21 protein-coding genes are annotated in these 19,523 nt (G+C 50.1%); 13 read left to right on the top strand and 8 right to left on the bottom strand.

The window, feature by feature from the left end; all coding sequences use genetic code 11:
- Positions 1-20 precede the first annotated feature (20 nt).
- From ftsZ to mutT, 5 genes are all read left to right on the top strand, one after another.
- Positions 21-1,172, top strand: a complete 1,152-nt coding sequence (gene ftsZ, locus EAS44_RS20135; protein WP_000462776.1) for a cell division protein FtsZ — start codon at positions 21-23, stop codon at positions 1,170-1,172.
- A 100-nt stretch (positions 1,173-1,272) separates the two neighbouring features.
- The gene (lpxC, locus tag EAS44_RS20130) at positions 1,273-2,190 is read left to right on the top strand and encodes a UDP-3-O-acyl-N-acetylglucosamine deacetylase (protein WP_000595482.1); all 918 of its coding nucleotides are present in this window, start codon (positions 1,273-1,275) and stop codon (positions 2,188-2,190) included.
- 230 nt (positions 2,191-2,420) lie between these two features.
- On the top strand, positions 2,421-2,933 hold the full coding sequence (secM, locus tag EAS44_RS20125; protein WP_000014320.1) for a secA translation cis-regulator SecM: 513 nt from the start codon (positions 2,421-2,423) through the stop codon (positions 2,931-2,933).
- Positions 2,934-2,994: 61 nt separating this feature from the next.
- On the top strand, positions 2,995-5,700 hold the full coding sequence (gene secA, locus EAS44_RS20120; protein ID WP_000905783.1) for a preprotein translocase subunit SecA: 2,706 nt from the start codon (positions 2,995-2,997) through the stop codon (positions 5,698-5,700).
- Between the two features lie 59 nt (positions 5,701-5,759).
- The gene (gene mutT, locus EAS44_RS20115; protein ID WP_000736044.1) at positions 5,760-6,158 is read left to right on the top strand and encodes an 8-oxo-dGTP diphosphatase MutT; all 399 of its coding nucleotides are present in this window, start codon (positions 5,760-5,762) and stop codon (positions 6,156-6,158) included.
- An 87-nt stretch (positions 6,159-6,245) separates the two neighbouring features.
- Here mutT and yacG read toward each other — a convergent pair whose 3' ends face one another.
- Genes yacG through coaE form a run of 3 tightly spaced genes read right to left on the bottom strand, consistent with a single transcriptional unit; the run spans position 6,246 to position 7,816 of the window.
- Positions 6,246-6,443 carry a DNA gyrase inhibitor YacG gene (gene yacG / locus EAS44_RS20110; protein WP_000005042.1) on the bottom strand — a complete coding sequence of 66 codons (198 nt, stop codon included), beginning with the start codon at positions 6,441-6,443 and terminating at the stop codon, positions 6,246-6,248.
- Positions 6,444-6,452: 9 nt separating this feature from the next.
- Positions 6,453-7,196 (bottom strand): cell division protein ZapD, encoded by a 744-nt coding sequence (gene zapD / locus EAS44_RS20105; protein ID WP_001194731.1) that lies wholly within the window; start codon positions 7,194-7,196, stop codon positions 6,453-6,455.
- On the bottom strand, positions 7,196-7,816 hold the full coding sequence (gene coaE, locus EAS44_RS20100; protein WP_001269535.1) for a dephospho-CoA kinase: 621 nt from the start codon (positions 7,814-7,816) through the stop codon (positions 7,196-7,198). The genes zapD and coaE overlap by 1 nt, the downstream gene beginning before the upstream one ends.
- A 24-nt stretch (positions 7,817-7,840) precedes the next feature.
- On the opposite strand from coaE, the gene EAS44_RS25285 reads away from it, so the two are divergent.
- On the top strand, positions 7,841-7,885 hold the full coding sequence (locus tag EAS44_RS25285; protein WP_120795372.1) for a protein YacM: 45 nt from the start codon (positions 7,841-7,843) through the stop codon (positions 7,883-7,885).
- 155 nt (positions 7,886-8,040) lie between these two features.
- Positions 8,041-9,084 (top strand): GMP reductase, encoded by a 1,044-nt coding sequence (guaC, locus tag EAS44_RS20095; RefSeq protein ID WP_001217338.1) that lies wholly within the window; start codon positions 8,041-8,043, stop codon positions 9,082-9,084.
- Between the two features lie 34 nt (positions 9,085-9,118).
- On the opposite strand, the gene hofC is transcribed toward guaC, so the two are convergent.
- The 4 genes from hofC to nadC form a co-directional block, all read right to left on the bottom strand.
- On the bottom strand, positions 9,119-10,321 hold the full coding sequence (gene hofC, locus EAS44_RS20090; RefSeq protein WP_000157254.1) for a protein transport protein HofC: 1,203 nt from the start codon (positions 10,319-10,321) through the stop codon (positions 9,119-9,121).
- The gene (gene gspE, locus EAS44_RS20085; RefSeq protein WP_001025178.1) at positions 10,311-11,696 is read right to left on the bottom strand and encodes a type II secretion system protein GspE; all 1,386 of its coding nucleotides are present in this window, start codon (positions 11,694-11,696) and stop codon (positions 10,311-10,313) included. Before gspE ends, hofC begins: the two co-directional genes overlap by 11 nt.
- A gap of 9 nt (positions 11,697-11,705) precedes the next feature.
- Positions 11,706-12,146 (bottom strand): prepilin peptidase-dependent pilin, encoded by a 441-nt coding sequence (gene ppdD / locus EAS44_RS20080; RefSeq protein WP_000360914.1) that lies wholly within the window; start codon positions 12,144-12,146, stop codon positions 11,706-11,708.
- Positions 12,147-12,349: 203 nt separating this feature from the next.
- The gene (gene nadC, locus EAS44_RS20075; RefSeq protein ID WP_001135168.1) at positions 12,350-13,243 is read right to left on the bottom strand and encodes a carboxylating nicotinate-nucleotide diphosphorylase; all 894 of its coding nucleotides are present in this window, start codon (positions 13,241-13,243) and stop codon (positions 12,350-12,352) included.
- Positions 13,244-13,330: 87 nt separating this feature from the next.
- On the opposite strand from nadC, the gene ampD reads away from it, so the two are divergent.
- Together ampD and ampE are read left to right on the top strand one after the other, a co-directional pair.
- Positions 13,331-13,882 (top strand): 1,6-anhydro-N-acetylmuramyl-L-alanine amidase AmpD, encoded by a 552-nt coding sequence (ampD, locus tag EAS44_RS20070; RefSeq protein WP_000923703.1) that lies wholly within the window; start codon positions 13,331-13,333, stop codon positions 13,880-13,882.
- Positions 13,879-14,733, top strand: a complete 855-nt coding sequence (gene ampE / locus EAS44_RS20065; protein WP_000171983.1) for a beta-lactamase regulator AmpE — start codon at positions 13,879-13,881, stop codon at positions 14,731-14,733. The genes ampD and ampE overlap by 4 nt, the downstream gene beginning before the upstream one ends.
- Before the next feature lie 42 nt (positions 14,734-14,775).
- On the opposite strand, the gene aroP is transcribed toward ampE, so the two are convergent.
- Positions 14,776-16,146 carry an aromatic amino acid transporter AroP gene (gene aroP / locus EAS44_RS20060; RefSeq protein WP_000399017.1) on the bottom strand — a complete coding sequence of 457 codons (1,371 nt, stop codon included), beginning with the start codon at positions 16,144-16,146 and terminating at the stop codon, positions 14,776-14,778.
- 527 nt (positions 16,147-16,673) lie between these two features.
- On the opposite strand from aroP, the gene tssD reads away from it, so the two are divergent.
- The 4 genes from tssD (at position 16,674) to EAS44_RS20040 (ending at position 19,440) form a co-directional block, all read left to right on the top strand.
- Complete coding sequence (gene tssD, locus EAS44_RS20055) at positions 16,674-18,455, top strand: type VI secretion system tube protein TssD (protein WP_000502504.1); 1,782 nt, start codon at positions 16,674-16,676, stop codon at positions 18,453-18,455.
- A 2-nt stretch (positions 18,456-18,457) separates the two neighbouring features.
- Complete coding sequence (locus tag EAS44_RS20050) at positions 18,458-18,742, top strand: bacteriocin immunity protein (protein WP_000471928.1); 285 nt, start codon at positions 18,458-18,460, stop codon at positions 18,740-18,742.
- Between the two features lie 167 nt (positions 18,743-18,909).
- On the top strand, positions 18,910-19,149 hold the full coding sequence (locus EAS44_RS20045; RefSeq protein WP_001311381.1) for a hypothetical protein: 240 nt from the start codon (positions 18,910-18,912) through the stop codon (positions 19,147-19,149).
- Positions 19,150-19,440 (top strand): bacteriocin immunity protein, encoded by a 291-nt coding sequence (locus EAS44_RS20040; protein ID WP_000282221.1) that lies wholly within the window; start codon positions 19,150-19,152, stop codon positions 19,438-19,440.
- Positions 19,441-19,523 lie beyond the last annotated feature (83 nt).

The raw sequence follows: 19,523 nt of genomic DNA, 5'->3' as shown, positions 1-19,523 counted from the left end.
GCACAAATCGGAGAGAAACTATGTTTGAACCAATGGAACTTACCAATGACGCGGTGATTAAAGTCATCGGCGTCGGCGGCGGCGGCGGTAATGCTGTTGAACACATGGTGCGTGAGCGCATTGAAGGTGTTGAATTCTTCGCGGTAAATACCGATGCACAAGCGCTGCGTAAAACAGCGGTTGGACAGACGATTCAAATCGGTAGCGGTATCACCAAAGGACTGGGCGCTGGCGCTAATCCAGAAGTTGGCCGCAATGCGGCTGATGAGGATCGCGATGCACTGCGTGCGGCGCTGGAAGGTGCAGACATGGTCTTTATTGCTGCGGGTATGGGTGGTGGTACCGGTACAGGTGCAGCACCAGTCGTCGCTGAAGTGGCAAAAGATTTGGGTATCCTGACCGTTGCTGTCGTCACTAAGCCTTTCAACTTTGAAGGCAAGAAGCGTATGGCATTCGCGGAGCAGGGGATCACTGAACTGTCCAAGCATGTGGACTCTCTGATCACTATCCCGAACGACAAACTGCTGAAAGTTCTGGGCCGAGGTATCTCCCTGCTGGATGCGTTTGGCGCAGCGAACGATGTACTGAAAGGCGCTGTGCAAGGTATCGCCGAACTGATTACTCGTCCGGGTTTGATGAACGTGGACTTTGCAGACGTACGCACCGTAATGTCTGAAATGGGCTACGCAATGATGGGTTCTGGTGTGGCGAGCGGTGAAGATCGTGCGGAAGAAGCTGCTGAAATGGCTATCTCTTCTCCGCTGCTGGAAGATATCGACCTGTCTGGCGCACGCGGCGTGCTGGTTAACATCACAGCGGGCTTCGACCTGCGTCTGGATGAGTTCGAAACGGTAGGTAACACCATCCGTGCATTTGCTTCCGACAACGCGACCGTGGTTATCGGTACTTCTCTTGACCCGGATATGAATGACGAGCTGCGCGTAACTGTTGTTGCGACAGGTATCGGCATGGACAAACGTCCTGAAATCACTCTGGTGACCAATAAGCAGGTTCAGCAGCCAGTGATGGATCGCTACCAGCAGCACGGTATGGCTCCGCTGACCCAGGAGCAGAAGCCGGTTGCTAAAGTCGTGAATGACAATGCGCCGCAAACTGCGAAAGAGCCGGATTATCTGGATATCCCAGCATTCCTGCGTAAGCAAGCTGATTAAGAATTGACTGGAATTTGGGTTTCGAGGCTCTTTGTGCTAAACTGGCCCGCCGAATGTATAGTACACTTCGGTTGGATAGGTAATTTGGCGAGATAATACGATGATCAAACAAAGGACACTTAAACGTATCGTTCAGGCGACGGGTGTCGGTTTACATACCGGCAAGAAAGTCACCCTGACGTTACGCCCTGCGCCGGCCAACACCGGGGTCATCTATCGTCGCACCGACTTGAATCCACCGGTAGATTTCCCGGCCGATGCCAAATCTGTGCGTGATACCATGCTCTGTACGTGTCTGGTCAACGAGCATGATGTGCGGATTTCAACCGTAGAGCACCTCAATGCTGCTCTCGCGGGCCTGGGCATCGATAACATTGTTATCGAAGTTAACGCGCCGGAAATCCCGATCATGGACGGCAGCGCCGCTCCGTTTGTATACCTGCTGCTTGACGCCGGTATCGACGAGTTGAACTGCGCCAAGAAATTTGTTCGCATTAAAGAGACTGTTCGTGTCGAAGATGGCGATAAGTGGGCTGAATTTAAGCCGTACAATGGTTTTTCTCTGGATTTCACCATCGATTTTAACCATCCGGCTATTGATTCCAGCAACCAGCGCTATGCGATGAACTTCTCCGCTGATGCGTTTATGCGCCAGATCAGCCGTGCGCGTACGTTCGGTTTCATGCGTGATATCGAATATCTGCAGTCCCGTGGTTTGTGCCTGGGCGGCAGCTTCGATTGTGCCATCGTTGTTGACGATTATCGCGTACTGAACGAAGACGGCCTGCGTTTTGAAGACGAATTTGTGCGTCACAAAATGCTCGATGCGATCGGTGACTTGTTCATGTGTGGTCACAATATTATTGGTGCATTTACCGCTTATAAATCTGGTCATGCACTGAATAACAAACTGCTGCAGGCTGTCCTTGCAAAACAGGAAGCCTGGGAATATGTGACCTTCCAGGACGACGCAGAACTGCCGTTGGCCTTCAAAGCGCCTTCAGCCGTACTGGCATAACGACATTTATACTGTCGTATAAAATTCGACTGGCAAATCTGGCACTCTCTCCGGCCAGGTGAACCAGTCGTTTTTTTTTGAATTTTATAAGAGCTATAAAAAACGGTGCGAACGCTGTTTTCTTAAGCACTTTTACGCACAACTTATCTTCATTCGTGCTGTGGACTTCAGGCTTTAATGATAAGATTTGTGCGCTAAATACGTTTGAATACGATCGGGATGGCAATAACGTGAGTGGAATACTGACGCGCTGGCGACAGTTTGGTAAACGCTACTTCTGGCCGCATCTCTTATTAGGGATGGTCGCGGCGAGTTTAGGTTTGCCTGCACTCAGCAATGCCGCCGAACCAAACGCGCCCGCAAAAGCGACAACCCGCAACCACGAGCCTTCAGCCAAAGTTAACTTTGGTCAATTGGCCTTGCTGGAAGCGAACACGCGCCGCCCGAATTCGAACTATTCCGTTGATTACTGGCATCAACATGCCATTCGCACGGTAATCCGCCATCTTTCCTTCGCGATGGCACCGCAAACGCTGCCCGTTGCTGAAGAATCTTTGCCTCTTCAGGCGCAACATCTTGCATTACTGGATACGCTTAGCGCGCTTCTGACCCAGGAAGGCACGCCGTCTGAAAAGGGTTATCGCATTGATTATGCGCATTTTACCCCACAAGCAAAATTCAGCACGCCCGTCTGGATAAGCCAGGCGCAAGGCATCCGTGCTGGCCCTCAACGCCTCAGCTAACAACAATAAACCTTTACTTCATTTTATTAACTCCGCAACGCGGGGCGTTTGAGATTTTATTATGCTAATCAAATTATTAACTAAAGTTTTCGGTAGTCGTAACGATCGCACCCTGCGCCGGATGCGCAAAGTGGTCAACATCATCAATGCCATGGAACCGGAGATGGAAAAACTCTCCGACGAAGAACTGAAAGGGAAAACCGCAGAGTTTCGTGCGCGTCTGGAAAAAGGCGAAGTGCTGGAAAATCTGATCCCGGAAGCTTTCGCCGTGGTGCGTGAGGCAAGTAAGCGCGTCTTTGGCATGCGTCACTTCGACGTTCAGTTACTCGGCGGTATGGTTCTTAACGAACGCTGCATCGCCGAAATGCGTACCGGTGAAGGTAAAACCCTGACCGCAACGCTGCCTGCTTACCTGAACGCACTAACCGGTAAAGGCGTACACGTAGTTACCGTCAACGACTACCTGGCGCAACGTGACGCCGAAAACAACCGTCCGCTGTTTGAATTCCTTGGCCTGACTGTCGGTATCAACCTGCCGGGCATGCCAGCACCGGCAAAGCGTGAAGCCTACGCTGCTGACATCACTTACGGTACGAACAACGAATACGGCTTTGACTACCTGCGTGACAACATGGCGTTCAGTCCTGAAGAACGTGTACAGCGTAAACTGCACTATGCGCTGGTGGACGAAGTGGACTCCATCCTGATCGATGAAGCGCGTACACCGCTGATCATTTCCGGCCCGGCAGAAGACAGCTCGGAAATGTATAAACGCGTGAATAAAATTATTCCGCACCTGATCCGTCAGGAAAAAGAAGACTCCGAAACCTTCCAGGGCGAAGGCCACTTCTCGGTGGATGAAAAATCTCGCCAGGTGAACCTGACCGAACGTGGTCTGGTCCTGATTGAAGAACTGCTGGTTAAAGAAGGCATCATGGATGAAGGAGAGTCTCTGTACTCTCCGGCCAACATCATGCTGATGCACCACGTAACGGCGGCGCTGCGCGCTCATGCGCTGTTTACCCGTGACGTCGACTACATCGTTAAAGATGGTGAAGTTATCATCGTTGACGAACACACCGGTCGTACCATGCAGGGCCGTCGCTGGTCCGATGGTCTGCACCAGGCTGTGGAAGCGAAAGAAGGTGTGCAGATCCAGAACGAAAACCAAACGCTGGCTTCGATCACCTTCCAGAACTACTTCCGTCTGTATGAAAAACTGGCGGGGATGACTGGTACTGCTGATACCGAAGCTTTCGAATTCAGCTCCATCTATAAGCTGGATACTGTCGTTGTTCCGACCAACCGCCCAATGATTCGTAAAGATCTGCCGGACCTGGTCTACATGACTGAAGCGGAAAAAATTCAGGCGATCATTGAAGATATCAAAGAACGTACTGCGAAAGGCCAGCCGGTGCTGGTGGGTACAATCTCCATCGAAAAATCGGAGCTGGTGTCAAATGAACTGACCAAAGCCGGTATTAAGCACAACGTCCTGAACGCCAAATTCCATGCCAACGAAGCGGCGATTGTTGCTCAGGCAGGTTACCCGGCTGCGGTGACTATCGCGACCAACATGGCGGGTCGTGGTACCGATATTGTGCTCGGTGGTAGCTGGCAGGCAGAAGTTGCCGCGCTGGAAAATCCGACTGCAGAGCAAATTGAAAAAATTAAAGCCGACTGGCAGGTACGTCACGATGCGGTACTGGCAGCAGGTGGCCTGCATATCATCGGTACTGAACGTCACGAATCCCGTCGTATCGATAACCAGCTGCGCGGTCGTTCTGGTCGTCAGGGGGATGCTGGTTCTTCCCGTTTCTACCTGTCGATGGAAGATGCGCTGATGCGTATTTTTGCTTCCGACCGAGTATCCGGCATGATGCGTAAACTGGGTATGAAGCCAGGCGAAGCCATTGAGCACCCGTGGGTGACCAAAGCGATTGCCAACGCCCAGCGTAAAGTTGAAAGCCGTAACTTCGACATTCGTAAGCAACTGCTGGAATATGATGACGTGGCTAACGATCAGCGTCGCGCCATTTACTCCCAGCGTAACGAACTGCTGGATGTCAGCGATGTGAGCGAAACCATCAACAGCATTCGTGAAGATGTGTTCAAAGCGACCATTGATGCCTACATTCCGCCACAGTCGCTGGAAGAAATGTGGGATATTCCGGGGCTGCAGGAACGTCTGAAGAACGATTTCGACCTCGATTTACCAATTGCCGAGTGGCTGGATAAAGAACCAGAACTGCATGAAGAGACGCTGCGTGAGCGCATTCTGGCGCAGTCCATCGAAGTGTATCAGCGTAAAGAAGAAGTGGTTGGTGCTGAGATGATGCGTCACTTCGAGAAAGGCGTCATGCTGCAAACTCTCGACTCTCTGTGGAAAGAGCACCTGGCAGCGATGGACTATCTGCGTCAGGGTATCCACCTGCGTGGCTATGCACAGAAAGATCCGAAGCAGGAATACAAACGTGAATCGTTCTCCATGTTTGCAGCGATGCTGGAGTCGTTGAAATATGAAGTTATCAGTACGCTGAGCAAAGTTCAGGTACGTATGCCTGAAGAGGTTGAGGAGCTGGAACAACAGCGTCGTATGGAAGCCGAGCGTTTAGCGCAAATGCAGCAGCTTAGCTATCAGGATGACGACTCTGCAGCCGCAGCTGCACTGGCGGCACAAACCGGTGAACGCAAAGTAGGACGTAACGATCCTTGCCCGTGTGGTTCTGGTAAAAAATACAAGCAGTGCCATGGCCGCCTGCAATAAAAGCTAACAGTTGAAGTAAAAGGCGCAGGATTCTGCGCCTTTTTTATAGGTTTAAGACAATGAAAAAGCTGCAAATTGCGGTAGGTATTATTCGCAACGAGAACAATGAAATCTTTATAACGCGTCGCGCAGCAGATGCGCACATGGCGAATAAACTGGAGTTTCCCGGCGGTAAAGTTGAAATGGGCGAAACGCCGGAACAGGCGGTGGTGCGTGAACTTCAGGAAGAAGTCGGGATTACCCCACAACATTTTTCGCTATTTGAAAAACTGGAATATGAATTCCCGGACAGGCATATAACTCTGTGGTTCTGGCTGGTCGAAAGCTGGGAAGGGGAGCCGTGGGGTAAAGAAGGGCAACCCGGTGAGTGGATGTCGCTGGTCGGTCTTAATGCCGATGATTTTCCGCCAGCCAATGAACCGGTAATTGCGAAACTTAAGCGTGTGTATGCCGGATAAGGCGTCACGCTGCATCCGACATTTGCATATGATGCCTGATGCGACGCTGGCGCGTTTTATCAGGCCAGCGTCGCATCAGATAGAATGTCACTGCTTTGGCTCTTCGCTCCAGTCATCGCTTTCGGAAAGATCGCCACTGCTGGGGATTCGTTTTTCTTCAGCAGCCCATTCTCCGAGGTCGATCAGCTGACAACGTTTGGAGCAAAATGGCCGAAACGGGCTGATTTCACCCCACACCACCGTTTTCCCGCAGGTTGGGCAATTCACCGTAATAGTTTCTGACATTTTTACTCCTTAGCAACAGGCCAGTTCGAAATCCAGACGTTCTGGTACCTGTCCGTTTTCACTGTCCAGCGGCATAAAACGAATGGCAAAACGGCTCTTATGACCGGAAATTTGCGGATAAAGCTGTGAATCGAGCGACAGATTCAGGCGCAGCAAGTCGGCATCGCCACCGTTATCCTGATAAAAACCATTCAGGCTGGTTTGTTTACGGAAGGGGGCCGACTGGCGAATTAAATCCAGCACCATGGTAAGTGCCTGGGTAAGCGGGTTCAGGCTGGCAATCCAGGTTTCTACCTGGCTGTCGCGCTGCGCCTGGGGTAGATGCAGCCAAATGTGCAATGTAGGTAAATCAAAGCTGCAACAGCCGCCCGGGATGCTCAGTCGCTGACGCACCAGAGCAATCAAACGATCTTCACGTAGAAATTGCCCGATACGCGGCGCGGAGATTAATACGCTCCCCGCCGCTTTTAACTGCTGAATTAATGCTTCAATACGGCTCTGGTCCACGCCGGGCACGCCAATCCAGGTCTGGAGTTTACGTTGCTGCCGGTCAAGTTCTTTCAACAGCTCAGTGCGGACTTCGCCGCGCTCGAAAACATCCAGTAATTCGCTGACATTACGGAAGAAATGCAGCGCGCCAGCGTGGTCAACGATGGGTAAATTAACGGTGAGTTGCTGAATCAAAAACTCAATGCGCAGCCATGTACGCATTTTTTCATTTAGTGGATGTTCAAAAAGGACCTGGGTCTGCATTACGGTTTTTCCTGTGAGACAAACTGCGACGCAAGCTGCAAATAGTGTGCGTGCAGGCGGGCAACATCCGATGCGATAGCATCCGGTGCGCCGTTATTATCAATGACGTCATCTGCCACGGCAAGGCGAGCTTCGCGCGTTGCCTGAGCAGCAAGGATTTGTTCGACATGCTCGCGAGTTACATCGTCGCGCTGCATGGTGCGCTTAAGTTGCGTTTCTGGGCTGACATCCACCACCAGCACTCGATTCGCTTTTTTATACAGTGAGTTTTCTACCAGCAATGGCACAACCCATAGTACATAGGGGGAAGTAGCTTGCTGGATCTGGTGTTGCGTCTCTTGCTGAATCAGCGGATGCAGCAGGGCGTTAAGCCAGTTTTTCTCTTCCGGGTTGGCGAAGATCCGTTCGCGCAAGGCCCGGCGCTGCAATGTTCCATCAGCAGCAATCATGTTAGCGCCAAAGTGATCAGCAATGGCATGTAGCGCAGGTGCACCTGGTTCAACCACCTGACGCGCAATAATATCGGCATCAATGACGTTAATTCCGAGATTAGCAAACGCATTGGCAACGGTACTCTTGCCACTGCCAATGCCTCCCGTTAAGGCAACTATATACCTCATAATTTATATTCCCGGGAATTCATCATGATTATCAAAACGTTAAAAATGAGCGCACGAAAGCGAAATTGATGAAACGTTCGCTCACTATTTACCAGGTAAATTTATGGGATTGTAGCGTAAAAAAAGACAATTTCGCAGTCTTGCGCCGCATTGATTAGTGCGTATGATAACGTCACTGGAGTTGCGCTCTTACCCTTATAGCCATTAACCCCAGGAATCCGCACATGCGTATTGAAGAAGATCTGAAGTTAGGTTTTAAAGACGTTCTCATCCGCCCTAAACGCTCCACTCTTAAAAGCCGTTCCGATGTTGAACTGGAACGTCAATTCACCTTCAAACATTCAGGTCAGAGTTGGTCCGGCGTGCCGATTATTGCCGCAAATATGGACACCGTAGGCACATTTTCTATGGCCTCTGCGCTGGCTTCTTTTGATATTCTGACTGCTGTGCATAAACACTATTCTGTCGAAGAGTGGCAAGCGTTTATCAACAATTCTTCCGCTGATGTGCTGAAACATGTGATGGTTTCTACCGGCACGTCTGATGCGGATTTCGAAAAAACTAAACAGATTCTCGACCTGAACCCGGCATTAAATTTCGTTTGTATTGACGTGGCGAATGGTTATTCCGAACACTTCGTGCAGTTCGTTGCGAAAGCGCGTGAAGCGTGGCCGACCAAAACCATTTGTGCAGGCAACGTAGTGACTGGTGAAATGTGTGAGGAGCTTATCCTCTCCGGTGCCGATATCGTTAAAGTTGGCATTGGCCCAGGTTCTGTTTGTACAACTCGCGTCAAAACAGGCGTCGGTTATCCGCAACTTTCTGCGGTGATCGAATGCGCCGATGCTGCGCACGGTCTGGGCGGAATGATCGTCAGCGATGGCGGCTGCACCACGCCGGGCGATGTCGCGAAAGCCTTTGGCGGCGGTGCCGATTTCGTAATGCTTGGCGGCATGCTGGCGGGCCACGAAGAGAGCGGCGGTCGCATCGTTGAGGAGAACGGCGAGAAATTTATGTTGTTCTACGGCATGAGCTCAGAGTCTGCGATGAAACGTCACGTTGGCGGCGTTGCGGAATATCGCGCAGCAGAAGGTAAAACCGTTAAGCTGCCGCTGCGAGGCCCGGTTGAAAATACCGCGCGTGATATTTTGGGCGGCCTGCGTTCAGCTTGTACATACGTTGGGGCTTCACGCCTGAAAGAACTGACCAAGCGCACCACGTTTATCCGTGTGCAGGAACAAGAAAACCGCATCTTCAACAACCTGTAATATACCAACGCTGGCGTGGAGCAACACGCCAGCGTTATCCCATTCCACTCATCGCATCGCCTAAATGGAAAATTGGCAGATACATTGCCACCACCAGCGTACCGATAATTCCTCCCGTTATGATCAGCAACGCCGGTTCCAGTAAGGCTGCGAGGTTATCCGCCAGCGCCATTGTGTTATCCCGATGATGATGGGCGAGGTTGTCTAACATGAGATCCAGCGAGCCGGATGCCTCTCCTGTTCTCACTAATTGCAAACAGAGCGGGCTAAACTCACCGGCATTTTTTAGCGCCAGCCAGATGGGGTGACCGTTACTGATATCGTGCTGGATTTGTGTCAGAAGTTGCACCCAGTACGGGCAGCGCATTGTTTCTCTGACGCTCTCAACGCCCTGTAAAAAAGAAATGCCTGCACTTTGTGTCAGTGTCAGAATCGTAAAGATCTGCGTGAGTTTTTGTCCCCGCATCAGTGAACCCATAATCGGGATGCGTAACAGCAATTTCTGCCGTGCGATAAGCCTGGTTGGGTGGCGCATCAGCAGCTTATTGGCTATCGCCAGCAGAAAGCCGAATAGCACCAGCAACCAACCCCATTCGCCACTAAAACTTGCCAGCGTCATGATCCCCTGCGTTAGCGCCGGTAGCGGAGTGTTAAAGGTCTTATAGATAGCGGCAAACTCCGGCAGTACAAAATGCAGCATTGCCACAACCACCATGATTGCCATCGCTAAAATGATAATGGGATAACGTAACGCTGATTTCACTTTGTCGGTCAACTGACGCTGGGCTTTTTGCTGACGCGCCAGTTCAAAGCAGCATTCATCCAGCTTACCGGTCAGTTCACCCGTGCGGATCATCGCCTGATAGAGCGGCGGAAATACCTCTGACCAGGGTAATAAGGCATTGGAAAAGGCAACGCCCTGTTCAAGATCGTGCGCCAGTGATTGCAGCAACGCTTGCCACTGCTTACTGGGATGCTGTTCCGCCAGCAGAGCCAGCCCTTCAGAAAGCGTTAACCCGGCTTTGAGTAGCGTCGCCAGTTGATGAATGACTTCCGCGCTTATATCTCCTCGCCACTGCGTAGAATTGATGGTGATTCGCTTCAGGCTTAGTGGGGTAACCATCTGTTGCTGTAGTGCCATGAGCAGCAAAGCACGGCTCTCTGCCCATAGCATCCCATCTTGCGCATTGCCGTCGCCGGTTATGCCATGCCAGCGCCAGAGTTGCTTACTCGCCATGCGGCATCCCTAATACGCGGATTAACTCTTCAAAGGTGGTTAAGCCTTGCTCCACGGCTAGGCAGCCGTTTTCAAAAAGCGTTCGCATACCCGCCTGTCGGGCGTGCGTTTCCAGCGATTCAACGTCGGTATTAGCGGAAATAAGCTGACGTATGACCGGTGTTATGGGCAGAACTTCAAATAAGGCCGTGCGACCATAAAAACCGTGGTAGCAATGTACACAACCGGGTGCCTGCCAGTGGGGCAGCGGCGACGGCCATACATTGTCTGGAATATGGATGGGCTCCCCTTGCTGCCGGCGACAATGCGGGCAAAGTTTGCGTACCAGACGCTGGGCTATTACCAGCGTAAGCGCCGATGATAGCATCCAGCGGGCGACTCCCATTTGCTGTAAACGTACCAGCGTTTCGCAGGTGGAGTTAGTGTGTAGGGTAGACAACACCAGGTGACCGGTTTGCGCGGCTTTAATGGCAATTTCTGCCGTTTCGCCATCGCGGATCTCTCCGATCATGATGACGTCAGGATCCTGGCGCAATAACGCACGCAAAACGCCCTGAAAGGTGAGTCCGGCACGCGAATGGATTTGCGTCTGGTTTAGTCCGGCTATGGGGATCTCAACCGGATCTTCGACGCTACAAATATTAATGTCAGCGGTATTCAGCATTTGCAGGGCACTATAAAGCGTGACCGTTTTGCCGCTGCCTGTAGGGCCAGTTACCAGCACCAGTCCCTGTGGTTGTTGCAAGGCATGAGCAAAGTCCACCAGTTGTGACGGCTGCATTCCAAGCGTGTTAACATCCAGTGCCTGGTTCACCTGCTGTAACAACCTTAATACCACCTTTTCACCACCCCGACATGCTAAGGTCGCAATACGAAATGAGACGGCGTTTCCTGCCAGTTCGACAGTGAATTGCCCGTCCTGCGGCAGGCGATGTTCCGCAATATCCAGGTTTCCCAGCACTTTTAATCTGGCGGTTAATGCGACTCCGGCATCCGGTGAAACGTCCGGTAAAGGATGCAATACGCCGTCGATACGCAAGCGGATGCGGTAGGCATTGTCCGCTGGTTCGATATGAATATCAGACGCGCGTTGTTCTAGCGCAGATTGTAACGTTCGAGTCAGCAACTCTGCTTTGGGCTGATGCTTCTCCTGAACAGCTACGGGCAATGTCTGTTGTGTGCGACTGGCGTGACCTTCCATTTGTTGGCGTGTCCAGCAGGTGATCTCAATACGTTTGGTGGTAGCGAAATGCAATGCGTCCAGTAGCTCATGCGAAGGTGCATCGACTACCGCAACATGAACCACCTCTTCGCTGGCATCCAGCAAGACTCCCTGATAACGCAGACACAGGGCAGTGAGCTGTGGAATATTCATTGCCGCTCCTTAGTTGGCGTCATCAAAGCGGAAGACATCTTCGCAGGCTTGCTGCAATGCGCTGTCACTTTGAATATTGCAGTTACGCGTCCAGCCGGTGACGCCGTTTGCGTTATCCCAACCCGGCGTCATGACGACGCTTAGTCCATTGAGACTTTCTTGCCCGGTCAGCGACACCACGCCCTTTGCCACACTCATGGCTGAAACATAGCGGGTGGTGGTAGGCGAGGGAATGCCATTGCTGCCACCGTCGCAGGTATTTAATCCACCATGTTCCAGCGCGCACAACTCTACGGCGGTACGGTAAGGCACAAAGGTTTGTAGCATGTCGGTGAGTGCGGCTTTGCGCAGGTAGTTTTGATAAGCGGGAATACCAATGGCGCTTAAAATGGCAATGATGCCAATAACCACCATCAGTTCGATAAGTGTAAAACCGCGTTGCTTGTCCATCTGTTTCGCTCCTTGATTTGGTTGGCGCTACTTTGGCAAACGCCATCAGCACAAGCGAGGGGCAAAAAACGAAACGGGAAAGCAGCTTCCGAGGTTTTTTATTTCGTTGCAGCGAAAGACAAGAAATTTGCGAGGCGTTACGAAGAAAGTTGGGGAAGGGGAGATTTATCCGCCCGCGATGGAGCGGATAAATCTGTTAGCAATTAGCGAAAACGCATTGAAAGGTCGAGTGCCTGTACGTGTTTAGTTAGCGCACCAACGGAGATAAAGTCCACGCCCGTTTCGGCAAATTCGCGCAGTGTTTTGTCAGTGACGTTGCCAGACACTTCCAGTAGCGCCTTGCCGTTGGTGCGTTTGACGGCTTCGCGCATCTGTTCTGTTTCGAAGTTATCCAGCATGATGATATCGGCACCTGCTTTCAGGGCTTCATCAAGTTCTTCCAGATTCTCTACTTCGACTTCTACTGGCGCATCCGGGTGCAACCAGGACGCTTTTTCGACCGCCTGGCGCACTGAGCCGGAGGCAATAATATGGTTTTCTTTGATCAGGAAGGCATCAGAAAGCCCCAGACGGTGATTCGCTCCGCCGCCGCAAAGTACCGCGTATTTCAGAGCTGAACGCAGGCCGGGTAAGGTTTTGCGCGTATCCAACAGCTGCGTGTTGGTGCCTTCCAGTAATTCGACATAGTGGCGTACCTTACTGGCAACTCCTGAAAGGGTTTGCACAAAATTAAGCGCAGTGCGTTCGCCCGTTAACAGCACGCGAGATGGGCCTTCGAGTTCGAACAAGGGTTGATTGGCGTTGATGACATCGCCGTCATCCACATGCCAGATTATGGTGACATCGTCGCCTGCCAGTTGAATAAACACCTCTTCAACCCAGCGTTTGCCGCAAAATACGCCATTCTCGCGGGTGATCACTGTGGCATGAGAGCGAGAGTTTTCCGGTAAAAGTTTTGCCGTAATGTCATTGTTGGCATCGACTGTTCCGCCTAAATCTTCCCGTAGCGCCTGGGCCACCGCGCCGGGGATATCGAGATTAATGCGTTCCAGCAGCTCGTCACGTCGGGTGTCAGGGTTATAGCGGCGAGGCGGCATGTTAAAACTCCAGATAGCTAACGAATCATAAGGTAGAAATATGCTACTCTGAACCGGGTATTAGCACCACATATAAGGAGATCCTGCATGTTGTTAGAACAGGGGTGGCTGGCTGGCGCGCGCCGCGTTCCCTCACCACATTACGATTGCCGCCCGGATGACGAAACACCCACTCTGCTGGTGGTGCACAATATTAGCCTGCCGCCAGGCGAGTTTGGCGGCCCGTGGATCGACGCATTATTCACTGGAACTATTGATCCGCAGGCGCATCCTTTCTTTGCTGAGATCGCCCATTTGCGCGTCTCCGCTCACTGTTTGATTCGCCGTGATGGTGAAATAGTCCAGTATGTTCCTTTCGATAAACGAGCCTGGCATGCGGGAGTCTCTCAGTATCAGGGGCGTGAACGCTGCAATGATTTTTCTATTGGGATTGAGCTGGAAGGCACCGATACGCTGGCGTATACCGATGCGCAGTATCAACAGCTTGCGGCGGTTACACGGGCACTGATTGATCGCTATCCGGATATCGCTAATAACATGACGGGCCATTGTGATATTGCGCCGGATCGGAAAACCGATCCCGGTCCTGCATTTGATTGGGCACGGTTTCGTGCGCTGGTCAGCAAGGAGACAACATGACGCTATTTACAACCTTACTGGTGTTAATTTTCGAGCGCCTGTTTAAGTTGGGCGAGCACTGGCAGCTTGATCATCGTCTTGAAGCGTTCTTTCGGCGGGTGAAACATTTTTCTCTCGGGCGCACGTTATGCATGACCATTATTGCGATGGGCGTGACTTTTTTACTGTTACGCGCATTGCAGGGAGTATTGTTCAACGTTCCCACGCTGCTGGTGTGGCTGCTGATTGGTTTGCTGTGTATTGGCGCAGGTAAAGTTCGTCTTCATTATCATGCTTATCTGACAGCTGCTTCACGTAATGATAGCCATGCCCGTGCCACGATGGCTGGCGAACTCACCATGATTCACGGCGTCCCGGCAGGCTGCGATGAACGTGAGTATTTGCGTGAGCTGCAAAATGCATTGCTGTGGATTAACTTTCGTTTTTATCTTGCACCGCTGTTCTGGCTGATTGTGGGGGGAACCTGGGGACCCGTTACGCTGATGGGGTATGCGTTTTTGCGTGCATGGCAATACTGGCTGGCGCGATACCAGACGCCGCATCATCGTTTACAGTCCGGCATTGATGCCGTGCTTCATGTACTTGATTGGGTGCCGGTTCGTCTTGCGGGTGTGGTATATGCCTTGATCGGTCATGGTGAGAAAGCGTTACCGGCCTGGTTTGCTTCGCTGGGTGATTTCCATACTTCGCAATATCAGGTATTAACGCGTCTGGCACAGTTCTCTCTGGCGCGTGAACCGCATGTCGATAAGGTGGAGACGCCAAAGGCAGCGGTTTCAATGGCGAAGAAAACCTCGTTCGTGGTCGTGGTGGTTATTGCGCTACTGACGATTTACGGGGCGTTGGTGTAAAGATTATTGCCCTCACCCTGCACGGGTGAGGGCGTAGAGAGATTAATGCGCTTTTACGGCTTTGGCGGTTTTCTCTTTAAACAGATAGCCTATACCTAACACGATCAGCCATACCGGGATCAGGTATACCGAAATCGCCATTCCTGGGGTCATCAGCATAATCACCAGTACCGCCGCCATAAACAGCAGGCAGATCCAGTTACCCAGCGGATAAAGCAGGGCAGGGAAGCGAGTTACCACGCCTTGTTCTTGTTTGGCACGACGGAATTTCATATGCGCCAGACTGATCATCGCCCAGTTGATGACCAGTGCAGATACCACCAGCGCCATTAACAGTCCGAAAGCGGACTCTGGGGCAAGGTAGTTAATCAGTACGCACAATGCCGTAACCAGCGCAGACACCAGAATAGTGTTAACCGGTACGCCGCGTTTATCGACAGACGCCAGCGCTTTTGGCGCGTTCCCTTGTTGTGCCAGACCGAACAGCATACGGCTGTTGCAATATACGCAGCTGTTGTACACGGAGAGCGCAGCGGTCAGTACCACGATATTCAGCGCATTCGCTACAAAGGTATCGCCTAACTCGTGGAAGATCAGCACAAACGGACTGGTATCGGCGGTAACGCGGGTCCACGGCATTAGTGAGAGCAGAACGGCTAACGAGCCAATATAGAAAATCAGGATGCGGTAGATAACCTGGTTAGTTGCTTTCGGGATACTTTGCTCCGGGTTATCAGCTTCTGCTGCGGTGATCCCCACCAGTTCCAGACCACCGAAAGAGAACATGATAATCGCCATCATCATCACCAGACCGGTGAAGCCGTGTGGCAGGAAACCACCCTGATCCCACAGGTTGCTAACGCTCGCCTGCGGGCCGCCGTTGCCGCTGAATAGCAGCCAGGCGCCGAAGATGATCATCGCTACCACCGCGATAACTTTGATAATGGCAAACCAGAACTCCATCTCGCCAAACACTTTTACGTTTGTCAGGTTGATGGCGTTGATCACCACAAAGAACACGGCGGCAGAAACCCAGGTTGGGATTTCCGGATACCAGAACTGAATGTATTTACCCACGGCAGTCAGCTCTGCCATGGCAACTAAAACGTACAGTACCCAGTAGTTCCAGCCAGAGGCGAAACCGGCAAAACTGCCCCAGTATTTATAAGCAAAGTGGCTAAAGGAGCCTGCGACAGGTTCTTCGACCACCATTTCACCTAGCTGACGCATGATCAGAAAGGCGATAAAACCAGCAATGGCGTAACCCAGGATAATCCCTGGCCCTGCGGATTGTATTACGGAGGCGCTACCCAGGAATAGCCCTGTCCCTATCGCGCCACCCAGCGCGATAAGCTGAATATGGCGGTTTTTAAGGCCGCGCTTTAGCTGCTCGCCGTGCTGTTGACCTTCCATTATGAAACCTCGTGTTGTGTTGTTTTTTTGAACTACGCAGCAATGCGTGTGTAATTTTGTAATTCCGTTTGTTGTATTGGTTTCTTTACATTTTATGTAACTGAATTATGATGATAGTACTTTCAACTATCACAAGATAATGGTATATGCGCGAGAATGCACCTGCTTTATGTAGATGTGTTGATTTTCTGGATAAAAAAAAAGCAATTGTAAGTTTTTCATCACATTTAATAGATACTTTAAGTCTGATAACATACTGTTTTAACTAGCTATATGTCGGATTTGTCTGCCTGCTGAACACCATGCCTTAGCCACCAGCACAATAATCTTACAAAAGGTCATATAAGAATAAATAGATGTTAATAATACAATGGGGTTGTAACGCGAGTATTTAAATATAATATTGCGAGCTAAGTGAAAACGTTAAGTAATTGAAATAATTTTTCATTAAAAGCGTTTCTTATTGATCGAGAAATAAGTTTTCTATTTAATGCAAAAAAGTTAAGGATAAACGGGAATGAAATAAAGTGGGCGATATTGTTTACCTGAGAATAATCGGTGAGAAGCAGGGCGATATTTCTTCAGGCTGTGGGACGTATGCGTCGGTTGGTAATCGCTGGCAGGTTGGCCATGAAGATGAAATTTTTGCCTTTGCACTCACCAACGCCATTACCAGTACTGGTAAAGGCGTTAATCTACAGGGGCTACAATTTTGCAAACTCATTGATAAAAGCTCACCGCTACTGTCTAATGCCATCAATCAGAATGAGCGGTTATTTATTGAAATCGATTTGTATCGTATAAATAAAAGCGGGCGCTGGGAACGGTATTATTATATTCAGCTAAGAAATGCTTCATTAACTGCTATTCATGTAAACATTTCTGACAATAATCTTCCTACCGAATGTGTAAATGTTAATTATGACTACATATTATGCAAACATCTAATAGCCAATACGGAATTTGACTGGTTGGCCTTTCCTGCTGGCTATAATAGCTTATTTATTCCACCTAAAAACCCACCTGCCAGTAATCTTAACCCTGAGCCACTACCAGTTGTTAACCTTCCACTCTCTCCACCAGCGGTTAAACCGGTCTATGCCAAATCCTGTCTGAAGGAGAAGGGATGTACAGATGCCGGAACGGCAGAAGAACCCGCTGAAAACTTCGGGCAAGTAGCGATTTTTGCTCTGCCAGTGGTTGATGACTGCTGTGGATACCACCATCCGGAGGCTAACGATGTTGGGCAACCCGCAGAAGCTCAAACCATGCTACTGTTTCCGGGTAGTGTGTTGGCGGCTCAAATATGGGGAAAATGGTCGCTCAGTGGCATACTCAGTGCAACCTGCGGCTCTTACATCGGTGCGTTGGCATCTGCTTTGTATATTCCCTCTGCGGGCGAGGGCAGTGCTCGCGTGCCCGGACGTGATGAGTTCTGGTATGAGGAAGAACTGCGGCAGAAAGCACTAGCAGGCAGTACCGCCACCACCCGGGTACGTTTTTTCTGGGGAACTGACATTCACGGCAAGCCTCAGGTGTATGGTGTTCATACGGGTGAAGGTACGCCGTATGAAAACGTCCGCGTGGCGAACATGCAGTGGAACGAGCAGACGCAGCGTTATGAATTTACCCCCGCTCACGATGTCGATGGCCCCCTGATTACCTGGACGCCGGAAAATCCGGAACATGGGTATGTTCCGGGCCATACCGGTAACGACAGGCCGCCGCTGGAGCAGCCCACCATTCTGGTGACGCCGATTCCGGACGGCACCGATACCTATACCACGCCGCCATTCCCGGTTCCTGATCCGAAAGAATTCAACGATTATATTCTGGTTTTTCCGGCGGGATCCGGTATTAAGCCCATCTATGTTTACCTGAAGGAGGATCCGCGAAAGCTGCCTGGTGTTGTAACAGGGCGCGGCGTCCCGCTTTCACCAGGAACTCGCTGGCTGGATATGTCGGTATCCAATAACGGCAACGGCGCACCAATCCCGGCGCATATTGCTGATAAATTGCGCGGACGGGAGTTTAAAACCTTTGATGAGTTTCGCGAGGCGCTGTGGCTGGAGGTGAGTCAGGATCCGGAGTTGATAGCGCAGTTTTCAAGTGGTAACCAAACACGTATAAAACAAGGATTAACCGCAAAAGCACCTATTGACGGTTGGTATTATGGCCCTAAAGAAATAGTTAAAAAATTCCAGATACATCATCGTGTTGCAGTTGAATATGGCGGCAGCGTATACGATATTGATAATTTACGAATTGTTACCCCCAGACTACACGATGAGATTCACTACAGGAGATAAATATGTTTAAAGAAAAGCTCCAGGATTATACCGAGGATGAATTTCTTAATTTTTTAGGCGGATTGAGATCATCTATGAAAGATGGAAAATCCTTAAAAGGTAAGGAGCTAGAAATGTACTGGGATTCATTAGTAGATCATTTTATTGAAATTACACAGCATCCGTCAGGGAGCGATCTAATTTTCTACCCTAAAAGTCAAGGAGATGATAAGCCTGAAAACATCCTGAAAATTGTCAAAGAATGGCGGCGTTCACAGGGGTTACCCTTGTTTAAAGACTCTAAATAAAGTAGATAATAAAACTATATATGGAACATCATCGCATCTGGCTAATGCGATGATATTAATGACATAAAATAATAATGTGATTGCTCTTAAAAAACAGGTAAAAATACTGAAGCCTCATTAGGTTATTTTATCATTTTCCCGCTTTTACCGATACCCTTTGGCTGGAGGTGAGTCAGTATCCGGAGTTGATAGCGCAGTTTTCAAGCGGTAATCAAACACGTATAAAACAAGGATTAATCGCAAAAGCACCACTTGAAGGTTGGCATTATGGCACTAAAGAAATCGTTAAAAAATTCCACATGTATCATCGTGTTGCGATTGAATATAGTGGCGGAATTTACGATATTGATAATTTAAGGAGGGCACACCTCATTTGCATGATGAAATTTATTACAGGAGATAGTTAAATGTATAATTTTAAAGATGAAATAGAAGATTACACAGAGCGGGAATTCATTGAGTTGCTTGGCGAGTTTACAAATCCAACCGGGGATAACGCTCAATTAAAAGGGGAAGAGCTTGACAAATATTGGGATGATCTAGAAGAACATCTTACCAGAATTACACAACATCCGTTGATGAGCGATCTTATCTACTATCCTGCAAAGAAGGGAGATGATGAACCTGAAAACATCCTGAAAATTGTCAAAGAATGGCGGCGTTCACAGGGGCTACCCTTGTTTAAAGACTCTAAATAAAGTAGATAATAAAACTATATATGGAACATCATCGCGTCTGGCTAATGCGATGATGTTAATAACATAAAATAATAATGTGGGTG

This window comes from Escherichia coli DSM 30083 = JCM 1649 = ATCC 11775 (assembly GCF_003697165.2).
Taxonomy (GTDB): Bacteria; Pseudomonadota; Gammaproteobacteria; order Enterobacterales; family Enterobacteriaceae; genus Escherichia; species Escherichia coli.
This window is presented reverse-complemented; position numbering and strand designations above follow the sequence as displayed.

Excerpts from the sequence above, each read along its gene's own strand:
- hofC (WP_000157254.1), bottom strand. The coding sequence starts at position 10,321 with ATGGCGAGTAAGCAACTCTGGCGCTGGCATGGCATAACCGGCGACGGC.
- zapD (WP_001194731.1), bottom strand. The coding sequence starts at position 7,196 with ATGCAGACCCAGGTCCTTTTTGAACATCCACTAAATGAAAAAATGCGT.
- EAS44_RS20050 (WP_000471928.1), top strand. The coding sequence starts at position 18,458 with ATGTTTAAAGAAAAGCTCCAGGATTATACCGAGGATGAATTTCTTAAT.
- aroP (WP_000399017.1), bottom strand. The coding sequence starts at position 16,146 with ATGGAAGGTCAACAGCACGGCGAGCAGCTAAAGCGCGGCCTTAAAAAC.
- ampD (WP_000923703.1), top strand. The coding sequence starts at position 13,331 with ATGTTGTTAGAACAGGGGTGGCTGGCTGGCGCGCGCCGCGTTCCCTCA.
- ppdD (WP_000360914.1), bottom strand. The coding sequence starts at position 12,146 with ATGGACAAGCAACGCGGTTTTACACTTATCGAACTGATGGTGGTTATT.
- EAS44_RS20040 (WP_000282221.1), top strand. The coding sequence starts at position 19,150 with ATGTATAATTTTAAAGATGAAATAGAAGATTACACAGAGCGGGAATTC.
- gspE (WP_001025178.1), bottom strand. The coding sequence starts at position 11,696 with ATGAATATTCCACAGCTCACTGCCCTGTGTCTGCGTTATCAGGGAGTC.
- coaE (WP_001269535.1), bottom strand. The coding sequence starts at position 7,816 with ATGAGGTATATAGTTGCCTTAACGGGAGGCATTGGCAGTGGCAAGAGT.
- ftsZ (WP_000462776.1), top strand. The coding sequence starts at position 21 with ATGTTTGAACCAATGGAACTTACCAATGACGCGGTGATTAAAGTCATC.
- lpxC (WP_000595482.1), top strand. The coding sequence starts at position 1,273 with ATGATCAAACAAAGGACACTTAAACGTATCGTTCAGGCGACGGGTGTC.
- mutT (WP_000736044.1), top strand. The coding sequence starts at position 5,760 with ATGAAAAAGCTGCAAATTGCGGTAGGTATTATTCGCAACGAGAACAAT.
- guaC (WP_001217338.1), top strand. The coding sequence starts at position 8,041 with ATGCGTATTGAAGAAGATCTGAAGTTAGGTTTTAAAGACGTTCTCATC.
- ampE (WP_000171983.1), top strand. The coding sequence starts at position 13,879 with ATGACGCTATTTACAACCTTACTGGTGTTAATTTTCGAGCGCCTGTTT.
- yacG (WP_000005042.1), bottom strand. The coding sequence starts at position 6,443 with ATGTCAGAAACTATTACGGTGAATTGCCCAACCTGCGGGAAAACGGTG.
- secA (WP_000905783.1), top strand. The coding sequence starts at position 2,995 with ATGCTAATCAAATTATTAACTAAAGTTTTCGGTAGTCGTAACGATCGC.
- nadC (WP_001135168.1), bottom strand. The coding sequence starts at position 13,243 with ATGCCGCCTCGCCGCTATAACCCTGACACCCGACGTGACGAGCTGCTG.